The organism is Synechococcus sp. CBW1002, assembly GCF_015840915.1.
GTDB lineage: Bacteria > Cyanobacteriota > Cyanobacteriia > PCC-6307 > Cyanobiaceae > CBW1002.
Map to the genome: position 1 here is coordinate 164,110 of NZ_CP060398.1, position 16,258 is coordinate 180,367.

A 16,258-nucleotide genomic window follows, 5' to 3' on the forward strand; every position below is an offset into this window, starting at 1 on the left:
TGGGTTGATGATCACTTCAACGATTTCCTGGATCTGGATCGGCAGTGGTGTGCTGCTGATCATCAGCGTGTTGTTGCACAGCCCCAAGGGCGATGGCATGGGCGGACTGGCCTCCAGCGGCGGGTCCATGTTCACCAGCGCCCGCAGCGCCGAAGCCACGCTGAACCGCATCACCTGGACTCTTCTCGCCCTTTTTCTCGGCCTGGCCGTCCTCCTGAGCGCCGGATGGCTGGGCTGATGAGCCGCCGCGGGCTGCTGGCCTCCTTCGGCGTCAGCCTCACCGCCCTTGTGGGGGCGCGTCCAGCCTTGGCGGCCTCGAAAGCCGGTGATCCTGCCTGGCAACTGAGCGAAGCCGCATGGAAAAAGCGGCTCAGTCCCGCGGCCTACGAGGTGTTGCGGCGGGAAGGAACCGAGCGCCCCTTCAGCAGTCCACTCAACAATGAAAAGCGCAAGGGCACGTTCCTCTGTGCCGGCTGCCGGCTACCCCTGTTCAGCTCCTCCACCAAGTACGACAGTGGCACAGGTTGGCCCAGCTTCTGGGAACCGCTGCCGAACGGAATCGCCACCAAGATCGATTTCAAGCTGATCATCCCCCGCACCGAGTACCACTGCAGGCGCTGCGGTGGGCATCAGGGTCATGTGTTTGATGATGGCCCCCGGCCCACGGGCAAGCGGTATTGCAATAACGGCGTCGCCTTGGTCTTTCAGCCAGCCTGAACCGCTGAATCGATCTAGCGTGATCGGGTTGACCGTCCTGGGCCCATGATCCGCCTGTTCACAGCTGCGCTGCTGGCCACCCTGGTGGGAGCCGGCTCCGCCATGGCCTGTGAGAAGCACCCCCGTGGTCATCAGGGCAGTTCCGACACCACCACCGAAGCGATGCGGCAGTAGGGGAGCAACCCTGAAGCGTGAGAGGGGTCCCATGCTGAAGCGTGAGCGATGGCCATCGAACTGCTGATCGCACTGGTGTTGCCGGTGGTGCTGCTGGTCACCGCCACGCTCCTGCTGGAATCCCACCCCGGCAATCTGCCCCGTCCGCTGGGCTGGCTCAGACGACGGCAGTCGCTGATCTGGAACAGCGGCATCGGCCTGATTCTTGGTCTCAGTGCGCTGCGCTATCTGCTCACCCGCTGAGAACACAGCCTCTGAATAGAGCAGCCACTCCACAGAGCAGACAGCGACCTGCCACAAAAAAGCCCCCGCCGAAGCGGGGGCAGAAACCGGCCAGCCAACCAGGCGGGCCGGAAACCAGAAGGCGATCAATAATCGAAGTCGCCGCCCATGCCACCGCCACCAGCGGGAGCTGCTTCCTTCTTCTCGGGCAGATCAGCCACGATGCACTCGGTGGTGAGCACCATGCCGGCGATCGAAGCGGCATTCTGCAGACCGGAGCGGGTCACCTTGGCGGGATCGACGATGCCGGCAGCCAGCATGTCGACATATTCGCCACTGGCTGCGTTGTAGCCCTCGTTGAAGGGCATGCCCTTGACATGCTCAGCCACGACAGCGCCATTGACGCCGGCGTTTTCAGCGATGCGCTTGAGAGGCGCGGTGAGGGCGGAAGCCACGATCGTGGCCCCGATCAGCTCCTCGCCGGAGAGGTTGGCGGCCGCCCACTCCTCGAGGGCCGGGGCCAGGTGGGCCAGGGTGGTGCCACCACCAGGAACGATGCCTTCCTCAACAGCCGCCTTGGTGGCGTTGATGGCGTCTTCGAGGCGCAGCTTCTTGTCCTTCATCTCGGTCTCGGTGGCGGCACCCACCTTGACCACGGCCACACCGCCGCTCAGCTTGGCCAGACGCTCCTGCAGCTTCTCCTTGTCGTAGGAGGAGTCGGTTTCGTCCATCTGCTTGCGGATCTGCTCGCAGCGGGCCTTCACGGCCACCTCGTTGCCTTCGGCCACGATGGTGGTGGTGTCCTTGTTGATGGTGATGCGGCGGGCGGTGCCCAGCATCTCCAGCTTGGTGTTCTCCAGCTTGAGGCCGGCGTCCTCGGTGATCAGCTGACCGTTGGTGAGGACGGCGATGTCCTCGAGCATGGCCTTACGGCGATCACCGAAGCCAGGAGCCTTCACAGCGGCCACGTTCAGCACGCCACGGAGACGGTTCACCACCAGAGTGGCGAGGGCTTCCTTCTCGATGTCCTCGGCGATGATCAGCAGGGGCTTGCCGGTGCGGGCGATCTGCTCGAGCACGGGCACCAGGTCCTGCACCAGGCCGATCTTCTTGTCGGTGAGCAGGATGTAGGGCTCCTCGAGCACCGCTTCCATCCGCTCGGTGTCGGTGGCGAAGTAGGGCGAGATGTAGCCCTTGTCGAAGCGCATGCCCTCGGTGACCTCCAGCTCGGTGGTCATCGATTTCCCTTCTTCGAGGGAGATCACGCCTTCCTTGCCGACCTTGTCCATCGCGTCAGCGATCATCTGGCCCACCTCTTCGTCGTTGCCGGCGGAGATGGTGCCCACCTGGGCGATGGCGTTGGAATCGGAGATCGGCTTGGCGTGCTCCTCGATCTTCTTGACGAGGAAGTCAGAAGCCTTGTCGATGCCCTTCTTCAGGGTGATGGCGTTGGCGCCGGCGGCCACATTGCGCAGACCCGCCTTGACCATGGCGTGGGCCAGGACGGTGGCGGTGGTGGTGCCGTCACCGGCAGCGTCGTTGGTCTTGGAGGCGGCCTGACGGATCAGGGCGACACCGGTGTTCTCGATGTGGTCTTCGAGCTCGATCTCCTTGGCGATGGTGACGCCATCGTTGATGATCTGAGGAGCGCCGAATTTCTTCTCGAGCACCACATTGCGGCCCTTGGGACCCAGGGTGACGGCGACGGCCTCAGCCAGGATATCGATGCCTTTTTCGAGGGCCCTGCGGGCGTTCTCGTTATAGATGATGCGCTTGGCCATGGAAGGCGTTGTCCTTGCGGGTGTGGAAAATGCGGGAACTGGTACCGTTCAGTTGACGATGGCCAGAATGTCCTTCTCGGAGAGCAGCACGAACTCGTCGCTGCCCAGCTTGATATCGGTGCCGGCGTACTTGCTGTAGAGGACCTGGTCACCCACGCTCACCTCGGGAGTCTGGCGGGTGCCGTCATCGTTGCGCTTGCCGGGGCCGACCTGGACCACCTCACCCACCTGGGGCTTTTCCTTGGCGGTATCGGGAAGCAGGATGCCTCCGGCAGTCTTTTCCTCCGACTCGGAGACCTTGATGAAGATGCGATCTCCGAGCGGTTTGACCGTGGAGACGCTGAGGGAAACAGCAGCCATGAATTGATGCGATAGCAACGGCATGGCGCCTGAGACGCCACTGAACAACGGGAGAGTTGGCACTCGGCCCCGTTGACTGCCAACGTATGCGAGCCAGTGGGCAACAAGCCAGCCCCAGGCCTGTGCGGTTGACCGAACTCCCAGGGTCGGGTGAGCTGCGGTGGTAAGGTTGCGCCGCTCAAGACGGGCTGATGCCCCGCTGCGCGAAACCGCGATTTTTCCTTACTTATGGCTGCTGCTGCTCCCGCCGCCTCCGGCACCAAAGGCATTGTCCGGCAGGTGATCGGTCCCGTGCTTGATGTGGAGTTCCCGGCCGGCAAGCTGCCCAGGATCTTCAATGCTCTGCGCATTGAGGCAACCAACTCCGCTGGTCAGCAGGTCGCCCTCACCGCCGAAGTGCAGCAGCTGCTGGGTGACCACCGCGTGCGTGCCGTGGCCATGAGCAGCACCGATGGCCTGGTGCGCGGCATGGAAGCGCTCGACACCGGTGCCCCGATCTCCGTGCCCGTGGGCGAAGCCACCCTGGGCCGCATCTTCAACGTGCTGGGTGAGCCCGTCGACGAGCAGGGCCCGGTCAGCACCACCATGACCGCGCCGATCCACCGGGAAGCTCCCAAGCTCACCGAGCTGGAGACCAAGCCCAAGGTGTTCGAAACCGGCATCAAGGTGATTGACCTCCTGGCGCCCTATCGCCAAGGCGGCAAGGTGGGCCTGTTCGGCGGCGCCGGCGTGGGCAAGACCGTGCTGATCCAGGAGCTGATCAACAACATCGCCAAGGAGCACGGTGGTGTGTCCGTGTTCGGCGGCGTGGGTGAGCGCACCCGCGAAGGCAACGACCTCTACGAGGAATTCAAGGAGTCGGGCGTGATCAACGCCGACGACCTCTCCAAGTCGAAGGTGGCCCTCTGCTACGGCCAGATGAACGAGCCCCCGGGCGCCCGTATGCGGGTGGGCCTGTCGGCTCTCACCATGGCCGAGCACTTCCGCGATGTGAACAAGCAGGACGTGCTGCTGTTCGTCGACAACATCTTCCGCTTCGTGCAGGCCGGCTCCGAGGTGAGCGCCCTGCTGGGCCGGATGCCTTCGGCTGTGGGTTACCAGCCCACCCTCGGCACCGACGTGGGTGAGCTGCAGGAGCGCATCACCTCCACGCTGGAAGGATCGATCACCTCGATCCAGGCTGTCTACGTGCCGGCGGATGACCTCACCGATCCCGCCCCTGCCACCACCTTTGCCCACCTGGATGCCACCACCGTGCTGAGCCGCGGCCTGGCCTCGAAGGGCATCTACCCCGCCGTGGATCCGCTCGATTCCACCAGCACCATGCTCCAGCCTGCCGTGGTGGGAGACGAGCACTACCGCACCGCCCGCGCCGTGCAGAGCACCCTGCAGCGCTACAAGGAACTGCAGGACATCATCGCGATCCTGGGTCTCGATGAACTTTCGGAAGACGATCGCCGCACGGTGGACCGGGCCCGCAAGATCGAGAAGTTCCTCTCCCAGCCCTTCTTCGTGGCGGAAGTGTTCACCGGCATGCCCGGCAAATACGTGAAGCTCGAAGAAACCATCAAGGGCTTCAACATGATCCTGGCTGGCGAACTCGACGATCTCCCCGAAGCCGCCTTCTATCTGGTGGGCAACATCGACGAGGTCAAAGCCAAGGCCGCCAAGATCTCCGCCGAAGCCAAGGGCTGAGCGCGTCCATCCACCGCTCGTTTCCCTGAGGTCCCCGATCCATGAGTCTCACTCTCCGCGTTCTGGCACCAGACCAGAGCGTTTTCGACGGCAGCGCCGACGAGGTGATCCTGCCCAGCACCACCGGTCAGGTGGGTATCCTTCCCGGGCATGTCACCATGCTGGCGGCCCTGGATACCGGCGTGATGCGCCTGCGTGACGCCAATGGCTGGAGCACCATCGCCCTGATGGGTGGCTTCGCCGAGGTGGAAGCCGATGAAGTCACGGTGCTGGTCAACGCCGCCGAACTCGGCAGCAGCATCAACACCGCCGCCGCCGAAACGGCCTTCGAGGCCGCTCAGCAGGCTGCCGCGGTGTTCGAAGGCCAGCAGCCCAGCCCCGAAAAGCTGAAGGCTCAACAGAGCCTGGCCCGGGCCAGGGCGCGGCTGCAGGCCAGCAAAGCCAGCTGAAAACCCAAGGCTGGTTTGGCCCTCCCCATCACCCTCCTAAGCTCGCCCCGCAGGGTTCGAGGGCATGGGGAAGGGTGAAGAGCTGGGCCAGCAGCTGAGGGCATGGAATGAGGCTGGACTGCTCGACCTCGAGCACCCCACAGCTCTGGCCAACCGCCTGATCGATGGACTGGGCGCGGAGGAATGGCTCAAAGGGCCGATCCGCGATCTGGCCTCCCAGCCGCTGCTCCGCCAGGTGCTTCGCCAACGGGATGGGGGCACCCGGCACTCGGCCCTGCAGAGCCTGGTCCATCAGCTCGAATCGACCTACGCCCCCAAGGTTCTCGTTGAGCTGCTGGCGCTCCTTCAGGCTGCCACCGGTCAATCCATCAGCCTGTCAGCGCTCGCTGAGTCCATCCCCGATCGGGCCTTGATCACTGGACCGTCCAGTGATGGACCGTGCCTTGTCAATGCTTCCGGCCCCGCTCCTGCTGCTGTGGAGATTGCAGCAGGAGCGGCAGGTCTCGCTCACCAGCTTCATCTCCTGGGTCCTGGAGTCGCCCTGGCGGCCACCGCCGCCCTGGTGTGGCGCTGGTCGGCCGGGGAGTTACAGCGCTGGGTGTTTGAACCCTGGGGCTGGAGCGGCGGAGTGGTGCTGGTGGTGCTGCTGGCACTGCTTCAGGCCCTGGCCCTCGGTCCCCTCAAGGTGGTCCGGCGTCAGTGGCCCCTGGAACAGGCCGATGCCACCGATCCCCACCAGGCGTGGCGCTGGATCTGCGCCCCCTGGATTCACCATGCCAATGGGGAGGCGCTGCTCAACCTGGTGCTGCTGCTGATCCTGCTGGGGCCATCCCCTTTGCCCCTGCCGGAGGTGGTGCTGCGCTACTGCCTCACCAGCCTGGCCACCGCAGCCCTGGCCCTGCTGCTGGCGCAACGCCGCACCAGCGAAGGGCGCTGGGATGGAGCTTCGGGGGCCGTCAGCGCTCTGATCGGCCTGGGCAGTGGCGCCAGCCTGTTGCACTGGCGATCGCTGAGCTATCCCTTCGGCCCCCTGGCGATTCCCGCCTGGGTGCTGCTGGTGGTGTACGGAACCCTGCAACTCAGCTGGCTGCTGCCCCGGCGCAGCCCCCAGGACAGCAGCCGTCCGATCGACCGCCTGCTCAGCAGCCAGTGGTGGTGGGGACTGCAGCTCGGCCTCGCCTGGGCGCTGATCAGCCGGCTTGGCCAGTGGCTGCAGGTGCTGCAGCAGACCCGCCCAGCCGGCTGACGTCAGCAGCAGCAGCCATGTAGCGCCCCCACAACTCCGCCACCAGGGCCCCACTGGCGGCTTCGGCGGGTTTGTTGTCGTCGTTGCCCATCCAGATGGCGGTGAGAATTTTCAGCGACGGTGAATAGCCGACAAACAGCACATCAACGCCGTTGTTGGTGGTGCCGGTCTTGCCGCGGGCATCGGCCACCAGAGCGGCCGCCTTGCCGGTGCCGCGCTGCACCACCGCGGCCAGCAGGGCATCCATCTGTTGCGCATGCTCCGGCGGGATCAACTGACGGGATGTCTCCCCCACCGGCACCGTCACCCCCCGCTCCGGGCAGGTGGCAAGGCTGTAGATCGACTGGCAGATGCCCAGGTCATAGATGCGGCTGACGCCGTGCATCGGCACCGATTGGCCACCATTCGCCACCACCGCATAGGCCCGGGCCAGCTCATAGAGCAGGGTTTCACGTCCGCCCAGGATGGTGTTGAAGTCGAGGTCGAGGGGGGTGCTGATCCCCAGCCGGCGGGCCTGGTCCACCACCTGGCGCAGGCCGGCCCGCTGGGCCAGGCGCAGGGCCACCACATTCTCGGAAGCGGCGAAGCCATCGGCCACGCTGGTGGTGCCATCGGCTGAGCCTGCCCCGTGGCGGCAGCCGGCCACATAGGACAGCGGCGCGCAGGAGATGCGGTCGTCCGGGCTGACCCCACGGGCCAGGGCCGCCAGAAAGGTGAACAGCTTGAAGGCCGAGCCGGGCTGGCGCAACGCCTGAACCCGATCAAAGCTGGAGCGGCTGTAATCGCCGCCGCCCACGTAGGCGAGGATGTCACCACTCTCGAAATTCAGGGAAATCAGTGCTCCCTGGGTGAGGCCTGCCCGGGCCGCCGGACCCTCCAGGAAGCGCTGCAACTGTTGCTGCGCCAGGGCCTGCAGCCTGGGATCAATCGTGCTCACCACGCTGTAGTTTCCGCCACTCTCCTGTTCGGAGAGGTTGAGACCGAAGCGGGTGCCCTCCAGCTCACCTAGCACGTAATCGCTGAAGAATGGATAGCTGGTGAAGGTGGACGCGCGGCAGGCGGAGGGATCAATGTTGAGTGGACGGCGCTCGGCATCGATCAGCCCCTGATCGGAGAGAAAGCCCTGCTCGTGCATCAGTTTCAGCACGAGGTTGCGCCGCTCCCGACCGGCGGTGGGGTCGTCGCGGTTGCAGGGGCTGTAGCCATTGGGGCTAGGCAGCAGACCCACCAGAAACGCGGCCTGGCCCACATCCAGATCGCGGGCCGACTGACGGAAATACAGCTGAGAAGCCTGCTCGAACCCATCGGTGCCCAGGCCGAGATGGGCCCGGTCCAGATACATCTTCAGGATCCGGTTCTTGCTGTAGCCCACCTCCAGCTGCAGCGCCACCCATAATTCCCGCAGCTTGCGGGCCAGGCTCACCTCCGTGCCCACGGAGGGGTAGTAGAGACGCGCCACCTGCTGGGTGAGGCCGCTGCCACCACCGCTGCCGAGCAGGACGGAGCGCAGGGTGCCGAACAGGTCGAGGCCACTGTTCCAGCCGAACCGCGATTCCTCCGAGGCCACAAGGGCCTGGCGCAGATGCAGGGGATAGTCCTGCAGGGAGGGCAGGGCCGTGGCCGAGCCCTCACGGGCATCGACCTGCTCACCGCTGGCCGCAAAGATCTTCACCGGTCCGGCAATGGCGCGGATCCGGGAGCCGCCCCCCACCGAGGCCGCCGCCAGCAGCCCGCCCACCAGCAGCCCCGAGCCCAGCAAGGCCGCCAGGCCAGCCAGGTGGACCACCTGCTCGAGGGCACTGCGGGGATGGCGATACAGCAGCCGCGGCGCTTCCCCCTTCAGCGGCGATCCCAGCTGCACCACATCACCGTGGCGCAGGCGGATGGCACGGATGCGGCGGTCGCGGTGGAACAGGCCGTTGGCGGAGTTGAAATCTTCGAGGCAGAAGTCGCGATCGCCCAGCCGCTTCTGCTCGAGGATGGCGTGTACCCGGCTGAGGCTGGGATCGGCGACCGGCAGCTCGCAGGCCGGATCGCGACCGATGCGCAGCCGCTGGCCTGGCTTGAGGGAACGGGCCAGCACCAACCGATCGCCTTGCCACAGTTCGGCGCGGGCCTGTCGGGCCACCAGGTGTCGCCAGGCGGAGCCGAGGGCCCCGGGGCGCTGGGCCAATGGGCCGCGGCTGCAGGCAATCCAGAGGGCCCGCCAGCGACGGCGGCGGCTGTGTGCTGCGGCGGTGCGGCCAACGACTTGGGCGCCGGGGTCGGACGACGGCACGGGCAGGGCAGTCCACGGCGACGGCCCCATAGGCTACGGACAGCGATGGCGGGAAACGGGTGGAGCGCCAGCGGGATCCCTGGGAGCCCTTCCGGCTGTGGCTGGCCCTCACGATCGGGCTCTATGCCCTGCGCGCCAGCTTTGCGGCGACCTGGCTCGGGGCGATCCCCGGCTGGGTGCTGCTGACCCTGGTGCTCCTGGCCCTGGCGCTGGCCAGCAAGGCCCTGTTGTTCCCGGGCCGCGTCGTGCCCTACCGCGAGGGGGACGGGGGCTGGTGGGCAGACCTGCGCGAAGACTGGCAGCTCTGGTGGCAGCGCCGCCGCGGCCCATGACCAACCCAGCCCCCGCACCACCCCACGCTCGGCTGGTGCAGCAGAACGATCCGGGCAGCAGCGTGCCACTCGATTCCGGCCGGCCCCTGAGCATCGGCCGTGACCCGGCCAATCAGCTCTGCCTGCCGAACGCGGCTGGGCTGTCGCGTCGGCATGCGGAGATCCGCAGCTCCAGCGACAACACGGGCTGGGTGATCGCGGATCTGGGCAGCGCCAACGGCACCTACGTGGGCCGCCAGCGGATCACAGCCCCCCACCCCCTGCAGGACGGCGATCGGATCCAGCTGGGCCGCAACGGACCGGTGTTCTTGTTTCAGTGGGAGTCCGCCACTGCTCAGCAGAGCAGCGCTTCGAGCGCCACGGGTTCGCAGGCCACTGCTGCGACGACCACTGCTTCGAAGACCACTGCTTCGAAATCCACTTCCGGAAAGGCCCGTGCAGCAAGGCCGGCGCCGCAGCCCGCCGTGGCAGCGCAAGCTGCGGGATCCGCCCCTGCCGAGATCGACATCGGTGGGGAACGGATCAGCCTCGATCGGATCCGCTCGGCCGAGCTGCGCAGCCAGGCCCTCCACCACCACATCTTCAGCTGGTGGGTGCTTGCCTGTCTTGGCGGCCTGCTGCTGCTGCCCTTTCCCCTGGTGTTCTGGCCCCTGCAGGTGGCAGCCCTGGCCGGCGCGGTGCTGCTGGGCTCGCGCAAGCAGCACGTTCTGGTGGTGGTGCTGCGCGACGGGCTGGCCTACCGGCGCAGCTTCTCCAACCGGATCACCGCCCTGTCGCACCGCAATGGCATCCGCCGGGCCCTGGGCCAGCCGGTGGAGCCATGACCTGGATCCTGCCGTTGGGCGAGAGCCTGCAGATGGAGGAACTCAGCAGCCCGATGCGAATCCGGCGCGCCCTGGGGGGCGGCACCCAGGGCCAGGTGTTCGCGGTGGAGGTGGACGGCGAAACTCTGGCTCTGAAGTGGTATCTGCCGGCCTGCCTGGCCCGTGATCCCCAGTTGGCCCGCCGCCTCAGCGACAGCATTCGCGCCACGGCCCCCAATCAGGATTTCCTCTGGCCGATCGCCCTGCTGCACCCGACCGCCGCCAGCCGTGGGCAGATTCGCTGCCGCGACGCCGGTTTCGGGTATCTGATGGACCTGAGACCGGCGGACTACGTGGGCGCCCATGAGCACGTCGCGGGCCGCATCGAGATCAGCCTGCGCTCTGTGCTGCGGGCCTGCTTCTTCCTGGCTGACGCCTTCCATGCCCTGCACCTGCGCGGCCTCTGTTACAAGGACATCTCCCTGGGCAACCTGTTCCTCCAACCCGGCAGCGGCCGCATCCTGATCTGCGACAACGACAACGTCGATGTGGACGGGCGTGACCCTGGCAGCGTGCTGGGTACGCCCGGGTTCATGGCTCCCGAGGTGCTGCTGGGCCAGGCCTGCCCCGGCGCCGACAGCGATCTGTTCTCGCTGGCGGTGCTGATCTTCAGGCTGCTCACCCGCCACGATCCCCTGCGGGGACAACGGGAGCTGGCGATTCGCTGCCTCGATGAACCCGCCCGCCGCCGCCTCTACGGCGAAGACCCCCTGTTCATCTTTGATCCGGCCGATCCGTCCAACCGACCCGATCCGATCGAGCACACCGCCGCCCTGATCACCTGGCCGATCTACCCGGAGCGGCTCAAGGACCTGTTCGAGCAGACCTTCTGCCGCGGCCTGCGCCAGCCCAGCCAGCGGGCCCTGACGGGCCAGTGGCGCCGGGCCCTGTCGATCACCCTGGACCAGCGGCAACTGTGCCGGGCCTGCGGCCAGGAGGTCTTCCCCGACGATCAGAGTGCCAGAACCTGCTGGAGCTGCGGCTCGCCGCTGCAGCCGGTCCTGCGGCTGCAGCTGGCCCATGGCGAGGTGATCGCCGCACCGGACAACGAGCTGCATCCCCATCACTTCGATGCCCTCGTACCCGAGAGCCTGCTCACCCCCCTGGCACGGGTGGAGGCCCACCCCGTCGATCCCTCAATCGTGGGGCTGCGCAACCTCTCGCCGGAACTCTGGAGCGTGGAGCTGATCGACGGCGCCGTGGTGCCGTTGCAACCCCAAAAAACCTGTAATCTCGCGCCCGTGCGACGGCTCACCACGCCGGCCGGGGCGATCACGGTGCTGCGCTGACCCCTGGCCCGTAGTGCCCCATGCCCTTCCCCAACGTTCGCCTCGCCAACCGACCGCTCCACTTCCTCTACCTGTGCGACTGCTCCGGTTCGATGGCAGCCCAGGGCAAGATGCAGGCGCTCAACCAGGCGATCCGCCAGTCGCTGCCGGGCATGGCCGAGGTAGCCCGGCAGAACCCGGAAGCCCGGCTGTTGGTGCGGGCGGTGCGCTTCGCCGACCAGGCCCGCTGGCACATCGCCGAGCCCACGCCAGTGGAGCAGCTCAGCTGGATCGACCTTGAGGCCGGCGGCGTGACCGCCATGGGCGAGGCCCTGGAACTGGTGGCGGCCGCCCTGCAGACGCCACCGATGGAGGAACGGGCTCTGCCGCCGGTGCTGGTGCTGATTTCCGACGGCCAACCGACCGATGATTTCGATCGCGGCCTGCGCACGTTGATCCGCCAGCCCTGGGCCCAGAAGGCGGTGCGGCTGGCGATTGCCCTCGGCCACGACGCCGATCTGGAGGTGCTGCAGCAGTTCATCGGCCAGGATCCCGGCGGCAGCGGCCGATCAGCGCGACGCCCGCTGCAGGCCGGCAACGCCACCTCCCTGGCCCAGTACATCCAGTGGGCTTCCACGGCCGTGGTGAACGCCGCCTCCATGCCCGCCAGCCGCATGGTGCCGTCGGCAGAGGCCGCAGCCCCGGGCCCCATCCCCCTGCCGGATCTGCCTCCGACCGTGCTCGATCCCACCGACGATGTCGGTCCCCTGGTGTGGTGACCCCCTGGCAGCCGGCCAGGATCTGCAGCCGCCCCGGAGCAGCCCACCAACGCCGCGGCCAGGTCTGTCAGGACGGGAGCGCGGCCATCGAACTGCGTAGCCTCGATGGCCTGCCCGTGAAGGTGATGGCCGTGGCCGATGGCCATGGTGGCGCCCGGTACCACCGCAGCGACATCGGCAGCCGCCTCGCCTGCACAGCCGCCCTGACGGCCGTGGCCGCCACGCTGGAGACCAGCCGTCTGGCCGACAGTGCCGCTGGCCAGCCGATGGAGCAGTGGCGACGGTGGCTGCAACAGGCGTTGCCGCTGGCCATTCTCTCCACCTGGCGAGAAGCGGTGGAGGCCGACCGGGCCAGGCGGCCGGAGCCAGACAACCCAGCGGGACAGGAGGGCGTCCCCGCACTGGAAAGCGCAGCGGCGCAAGACTGGCTGGCCTATGGCACCACCCTGGGGCTGGTGGTGCTGACACCGCACTGGTGGGGCCACACCGGACTGGGCGACTGGGACCTGGTGCGGGTGGATGCCCAGGGCGTCGCCGTGCTGCTGGACGAGGAAGCGGACGACCCAGCCTCACCGGGGGAAGCCACCGGCAGCCTCTGCCTGCCCGACGCCGCCTCGCTGTTTGCGTCGCGCTCCGGGCTGCACCGGCTCGACAGCCCCCAGGCGCGCTTCGCCCTGCTGCTCAGCACCGATGGACTGCGCAAGTCCTGCGCCACGGATCCTGACTTCCTGGCACTTGCTGCGTTCCTGGTGAGCGCAGTCCAAGCCGGATCGACGACTCCGGCCCATGCGTTGGATCAAGCGGCCGCACCGGCAGACGCTCCAGAGGCAAGCCAGGAGTCCACTGAGCTTCCCAGCCTGCTGGATCGCATCAGCCGCGAGGGCAGCGGCGACGATGTGAGCGTGGCCATGACCTGGTTCGAGCCTGAGGGGTCGCTCGCGGCTGAACCGGTCAATCCTGAGCGAACAAAGCCTGTGCAACGGAGGGCGGAGCAAGCAACCGCTGAGCCAACACCCGCGGCAACCGCAACGGCGAAACCAACAACGGTTCAGCCAGAAGCTTCTCAGCCAGCCAACGAAACCGCCGATGCTCCTGATGTTGGTTCCTCTGCCGTCGCCGGCAAGGGGCGACCATCCACTCCACGCCTCCTGCTGGGTCTCAGTCTGGGTCTGGCAGGAGCGCTGGCTCTGTTGAGCTCCTTGGGGCTGCTGGGGCAGCGGTCCCCACCGAGGCCTGCCACGCCCCTGAAAATGGAGCCTTCTTCCCCTGAGTCCCTGCCACCTGAGCCAGTCCGTCAGTTGGTCCAGACACTCTGCCAGGGTTCACCGGCATCGATCCGAGGCACCCTGCGCAACCGCCGCGCCCAGTTCGAGGGGCTGGGGCGGGGCACAATCGCTCCAGATCTGCTCAACGCATCCAGCACCAGCGATCCCCTCGGCGCCCTGATCGCGGCCAGCTTCGATCCGGCGCAGCGCACGATGGTGCGCGGATCAGCCCTTCAGGCTCTGGGCGCCTGTGCAGCGTTGCAGTCCGCCTTGCAGGAGCAATGGCAGCAGACCATGCCCAGCCCATCCCCATCCCGCTGATCCGCCTGCCATGAACGACTACCAGCTCGGGGCCGCCCTGCGGGAGCGGGTGCTGCAGCTTCGTTCCCAGAACCTGCCGATCGAGGGCCGTCGTCTGCAGGGGCTGGTGGGTGACCTCTGCGGCAGTGAGCAGACCGCCCTGCTGCCGGCACTGCGCCATCTGGTGTTGTCCGCCGCCTTCCACAGCGGTGCGAGCCAGGCCAGGCCCCTGGCGGATCCGCGCCTGGCGGCCCGGCTGATGGCGGAACTGCGCGAGGTGTTCGCCGTCACGATCTGTGCCCGCATGGAGGGGGTGGTACTGGGCCTGCTGGCCCTGCCAGGGCCGATGACCCCTTCAGGCTCAGAGGCGGCACCCCATCCAGGCGTGCCCCGGCAAACCGCTGCTGTGCCAGTGGCGGTAGCAGCGGTGCCCGTAGAGGTATCAGCCGTTCAACCGCCCGTGGTGCCACAGATGCCGCCTGCGGCACCAGCCGCCGAGGATGTCTATGCGGTGGAGGCACCGAGGGCATCAGGCGGCAGCCGGGGCCTCGTGGCCTTCCTGGCCTTTCTCACCGGCAGCCTCAGCGTGGCACTGGTGGCCGTGGTGCTGTGGATGCACCAGTCGGCGCAGCAGAGCGCCCTGCAACCGAGCGCGCCGGTGGTGCGCCAACCGGTGGCACCCCCTACCCCCGCACCTGTAAGCCAGCCTGAGCCCCCCCAGGTGCCAGAGCTGCCCGAACCTGAACCCACTCCTGAGGCCGCCACGGCGGAGCAGGCCATGGAGAGCATCCGCAGCCTCTACGAGAGCCTCAGCCGCAAAGATTTCGAGCAGGCCCGTCAGTGGTTTGCCGGCGCGGCAGCCGACCAGTTCGACGCCGCCTTCTTCGAGCAGTTCCAACAGGTGACCGTGTCGGATCTGCAGACCACCGGCAGCAATGGCAGCAGCCTCACCCTCGATGGGGTGGTGACCTTCGTCTACCCGGATGGCACCAGCCAGAGCGAGACACGCAGCTTCACGGTGGACACCGCCACCTCGCCGGCCCTGATCACGAACAGTGCCTTCGTTCGGGTGCTGCAGGCGCGCCGGTGATTCCAAAGCTCTGAATCAAGACCTCTGAATTCAGAACCCTGTATCCAAAGCTGATGCCAGCCCGGTGAAGCAAGGTCCCGAAAAAATCCCGTGATGGAACCCTGGCAGGGTTCCATCACGGGATGCGGGACATCGTCAATGCCCAAGGAAACTCCAGCGGAAGGATCAGGCGGTCCCGCAGAAGGTGACATCGGGGAACTTGAGCTTGGCCTCCTCGAGGCTCTTGCCCTTGCCCTCCTCCTGCCAGTAGTTGATCACTTCGGTGGCCTTGTTGAGGATCTCCACCCGCTCGTTATCCGTGATCCAGCTCTTGGCTTCCAGCTCGGATTTCAGGGTTTCCCAGGCATCTTCCCGGGGCCAGAAGAAATAGGCGGTGAGTGGGCTGGGGCCACCACCCACGATCTGATCCACCGCCAGGGCGACGTTGTCCGACAGCCAGAGGATCTTGAGCAGGAAGCGACCCTCATCGGCCTTGGGTGTGTAGCCGGAAGGAACGCCATCTTCATCGATGGTGGCCGTGGCCAGGGCGGCGCTGCCACCGCGCATCACCGGACGGCCCTGGGTGGCGGTGTCGGCGGCAGGGGCATCCGCAGCGGCGGCCACTTCTGCGGGGGCCTCCGTCACGGCAGCGGCACTGGAGCTTTCAGCACCGGCGCTGGCGCTCTCGGCGCTGGCGGTCTCAGTGGCCGTCATGGTTTCGGCGCTCAAGGAACAAGGTCAAACAATTAACCTACCAGTCCCCAAGGCGCGACCGGCTCGATCCCGCCCATGACGCTGCGCCTGTTCCTCGATTCCGCCGACCCCAGCGACTGGGAGGCGTGGCTGCCCAGCGGGCTGTTCTTTGGGATCACCACCAATCCCAGCCTGCTGAAAAAGGCCGGCCAGCCCTGCGATCTGGACCATCTGCGCCAGCTCAGCCGCCGCGCCCTGGAGCTGCTGCCCCAGGAACTGCATCTGCAGGCCTGGGGCAGCAGCACCGCCGACCTGGTGCGCCGTGGCACTGCCCTGCATGCCATTGCACCAGACCAGATCGTCGTGAAAGTACCGGTGACCGCCACCGGTGCTGCGGCAGCGAAACAGCTGATCAGCCAGGCCATCCCCGTCACGTTCACCGCCTGTTACGAGCCGGCCCAGGTGTTGATCGCCGCCGCCCTGGGAGCCCGTTACATCGCCCCCTACCTCGGCCGCATCAGTGACCTGGGACGCGATGGTCACGCCGAGCTGATCACCATGCAGCGCTGCCTCGATGGCGTGGGCTCTGGCGTGAGGCTCCTGGTGGCCAGCCTCCGCCAGGCCAGCGATCTGACCCGCCTGGCGGAGGCAGGGATGACCACCTTCACCATGGGCCCAGCCATCGCCGCAGGGCTGTTCGCCAGTGAAGCCACCGAAGCCGCCGCCGCCCAGTTCGAGCAGGATGCGATCGCCTGATCGGCACCGCC

Annotated in this window: 18 protein-coding genes; 14 read left to right on the forward strand and 4 right to left on the reverse strand. The window is 67.0% G+C overall.

Translation table 11 applies throughout. The annotated features are described in order from the left end of the window. The first annotated feature begins 7 nt into the window (after positions 1-7). Genes secG through H8F24_RS00845 form a run of 4 tightly spaced genes read left to right on the forward strand, consistent with a single transcriptional unit; the run spans position 8 to position 1,134 of the window. A complete protein-coding gene (secG, locus tag H8F24_RS00835; RefSeq protein ID WP_197156786.1) occupies positions 8-238 on the forward strand; it encodes a preprotein translocase subunit SecG in 231 nt (76 codons plus the stop codon). Further along, entirely contained in the window at positions 238-717 is a 480-nt protein-coding gene (msrB, locus tag H8F24_RS00840; protein WP_197156788.1) for a peptide-methionine (R)-S-oxide reductase MsrB, read from the forward strand. Before secG ends, msrB begins: the two co-directional genes overlap by 1 nt. 45 nt (positions 718-762) lie before the next feature. Next, positions 763-891: a hypothetical protein gene (locus H8F24_RS19830; RefSeq protein WP_255518219.1), complete on the forward strand. Its 129-nt coding sequence runs from the start codon at positions 763-765 to the stop codon at positions 889-891. A 48-nt stretch (positions 892-939) separates the two neighbouring features. Then, on the forward strand, positions 940-1,134 hold the full coding sequence (locus H8F24_RS00845; RefSeq protein ID WP_197156789.1) for a hypothetical protein: 195 nt from the start codon (positions 940-942) through the stop codon (positions 1,132-1,134). A gap of 125 nt (positions 1,135-1,259) precedes the next feature. Here the strand turns inward: H8F24_RS00845 and groL are convergent, their stop codons facing one another. Together groL and groES are read right to left on the reverse strand one after the other, a co-directional pair. Then, entirely contained in the window at positions 1,260-2,894 is a 1,635-nt protein-coding gene (gene groL, locus H8F24_RS00850; protein WP_197156790.1) for a chaperonin GroEL, read from the reverse strand. Positions 2,895-2,942: 48 nt separating this feature from the next. Further along, the gene (groES, locus tag H8F24_RS00855) at positions 2,943-3,254 is read right to left on the reverse strand and encodes a co-chaperone GroES (protein WP_197156791.1); all 312 of its coding nucleotides are present in this window, start codon (positions 3,252-3,254) and stop codon (positions 2,943-2,945) included. Between the two features lie 228 nt (positions 3,255-3,482). Between groES and atpD the strand changes: the two genes are divergently transcribed. From atpD to H8F24_RS00870, 3 genes are all read left to right on the forward strand, one after another. Then, positions 3,483-4,949, forward strand: a complete 1,467-nt coding sequence (atpD, locus tag H8F24_RS00860) for a F0F1 ATP synthase subunit beta (RefSeq protein ID WP_197156792.1) — start codon at positions 3,483-3,485, stop codon at positions 4,947-4,949. 41 nt (positions 4,950-4,990) lie between these two features. Next, a complete protein-coding gene (gene atpC / locus H8F24_RS00865) occupies positions 4,991-5,398 on the forward strand; it encodes an ATP synthase F1 subunit epsilon (protein ID WP_197156793.1) in 408 nt (135 codons plus the stop codon). 64 nt (positions 5,399-5,462) lie between these two features. Then, on the forward strand, positions 5,463-6,644 hold the full coding sequence (locus tag H8F24_RS00870) for a rhomboid family intramembrane serine protease (RefSeq protein ID WP_197156794.1): 1,182 nt from the start codon (positions 5,463-5,465) through the stop codon (positions 6,642-6,644). On the opposite strand, the gene H8F24_RS00875 is transcribed toward H8F24_RS00870, so the two are convergent. Then, positions 6,589-8,922, reverse strand: coding sequence for a transglycosylase domain-containing protein (locus H8F24_RS00875; protein ID WP_231598004.1), 2,334 nt, complete (start codon positions 8,920-8,922; stop codon positions 6,589-6,591). The genes H8F24_RS00870 and H8F24_RS00875 overlap by 56 nt on opposite strands. Positions 8,923-8,981: 59 nt before the next feature. On the opposite strand from H8F24_RS00875, the gene H8F24_RS00880 reads away from it, so the two are divergent. Genes H8F24_RS00880 through H8F24_RS00905 form a run of 6 tightly spaced genes read left to right on the forward strand, consistent with a single transcriptional unit; the run spans position 8,982 to position 14,819 of the window. After that, positions 8,982-9,254: a hypothetical protein gene (locus H8F24_RS00880; RefSeq protein WP_197156796.1), complete on the forward strand. Its 273-nt coding sequence runs from the start codon at positions 8,982-8,984 to the stop codon at positions 9,252-9,254. Beyond that, a complete protein-coding gene (locus H8F24_RS00885) occupies positions 9,251-10,078 on the forward strand; it encodes an FHA domain-containing protein (protein WP_197170584.1) in 828 nt (275 codons plus the stop codon). The genes H8F24_RS00880 and H8F24_RS00885 overlap by 4 nt, the downstream gene beginning before the upstream one ends. Continuing rightward, entirely contained in the window at positions 10,075-11,406 is a 1,332-nt protein-coding gene (locus H8F24_RS00890) for a protein kinase (protein ID WP_197170585.1), read from the forward strand. The genes H8F24_RS00885 and H8F24_RS00890 overlap by 4 nt, the downstream gene beginning before the upstream one ends. A 20-nt stretch (positions 11,407-11,426) precedes the next feature. Next, the gene (locus tag H8F24_RS00895; protein WP_197170586.1) at positions 11,427-12,164 is read left to right on the forward strand and encodes a VWA domain-containing protein; all 738 of its coding nucleotides are present in this window, start codon (positions 11,427-11,429) and stop codon (positions 12,162-12,164) included. Continuing rightward, on the forward strand, positions 12,161-13,750 hold the full coding sequence (locus H8F24_RS00900; RefSeq protein WP_197170587.1) for a protein phosphatase 2C domain-containing protein: 1,590 nt from the start codon (positions 12,161-12,163) through the stop codon (positions 13,748-13,750). The genes H8F24_RS00895 and H8F24_RS00900 overlap by 4 nt, the downstream gene beginning before the upstream one ends. Positions 13,751-13,760: 10 nt before the next feature. Beyond that, positions 13,761-14,819, forward strand: coding sequence for a hypothetical protein (locus H8F24_RS00905; protein ID WP_197170588.1), 1,059 nt, complete (start codon positions 13,761-13,763; stop codon positions 14,817-14,819). A 165-nt stretch (positions 14,820-14,984) separates the two neighbouring features. Here H8F24_RS00905 and H8F24_RS00910 read toward each other — a convergent pair whose 3' ends face one another. Next, the gene (locus H8F24_RS00910) at positions 14,985-15,527 is read right to left on the reverse strand and encodes a 30S ribosomal protein PSRP-3 (RefSeq protein WP_370594661.1); all 543 of its coding nucleotides are present in this window, start codon (positions 15,525-15,527) and stop codon (positions 14,985-14,987) included. 60 nt (positions 15,528-15,587) lie between these two features. Here H8F24_RS00910 and H8F24_RS00915 point away from each other — a divergent pair, with 60 nt between their 5' ends. Continuing rightward, positions 15,588-16,247 (forward strand): transaldolase family protein, encoded by a 660-nt coding sequence (locus tag H8F24_RS00915; RefSeq protein WP_197170589.1) that lies wholly within the window; start codon positions 15,588-15,590, stop codon positions 16,245-16,247. Positions 16,248-16,258 lie beyond the last annotated feature (11 nt).

Excerpts from the sequence above, each read along its gene's own strand:
- secG (WP_197156786.1), top strand. The coding sequence starts at position 8 with ATGATCACTTCAACGATTTCCTGGATCTGGATCGGCAGTGGTGTGCTG.
- msrB (WP_197156788.1), top strand. The coding sequence starts at position 238 with ATGAGCCGCCGCGGGCTGCTGGCCTCCTTCGGCGTCAGCCTCACCGCC.
- H8F24_RS19830 (WP_255518219.1), top strand. The coding sequence starts at position 763 with ATGATCCGCCTGTTCACAGCTGCGCTGCTGGCCACCCTGGTGGGAGCC.
- H8F24_RS00845 (WP_197156789.1), top strand. The coding sequence starts at position 940 with ATGGCCATCGAACTGCTGATCGCACTGGTGTTGCCGGTGGTGCTGCTG.
- groL (WP_197156790.1), bottom strand. The coding sequence starts at position 2,894 with ATGGCCAAGCGCATCATCTATAACGAGAACGCCCGCAGGGCCCTCGAA.
- groES (WP_197156791.1), bottom strand. The coding sequence starts at position 3,254 with ATGGCTGCTGTTTCCCTCAGCGTCTCCACGGTCAAACCGCTCGGAGAT.
- atpD (WP_197156792.1), top strand. The coding sequence starts at position 3,483 with ATGGCTGCTGCTGCTCCCGCCGCCTCCGGCACCAAAGGCATTGTCCGG.
- atpC (WP_197156793.1), top strand. The coding sequence starts at position 4,991 with ATGAGTCTCACTCTCCGCGTTCTGGCACCAGACCAGAGCGTTTTCGAC.
- H8F24_RS00870 (WP_197156794.1), top strand. The coding sequence starts at position 5,463 with ATGGGGAAGGGTGAAGAGCTGGGCCAGCAGCTGAGGGCATGGAATGAG.
- H8F24_RS00885 (WP_197170584.1), top strand. The coding sequence starts at position 9,251 with ATGACCAACCCAGCCCCCGCACCACCCCACGCTCGGCTGGTGCAGCAG.
- H8F24_RS00890 (WP_197170585.1), top strand. The coding sequence starts at position 10,075 with ATGACCTGGATCCTGCCGTTGGGCGAGAGCCTGCAGATGGAGGAACTC.
- H8F24_RS00895 (WP_197170586.1), top strand. The coding sequence starts at position 11,427 with ATGCCCTTCCCCAACGTTCGCCTCGCCAACCGACCGCTCCACTTCCTC.
- H8F24_RS00905 (WP_197170588.1), top strand. The coding sequence starts at position 13,761 with ATGAACGACTACCAGCTCGGGGCCGCCCTGCGGGAGCGGGTGCTGCAG.
- H8F24_RS00915 (WP_197170589.1), top strand. The coding sequence starts at position 15,588 with ATGACGCTGCGCCTGTTCCTCGATTCCGCCGACCCCAGCGACTGGGAG.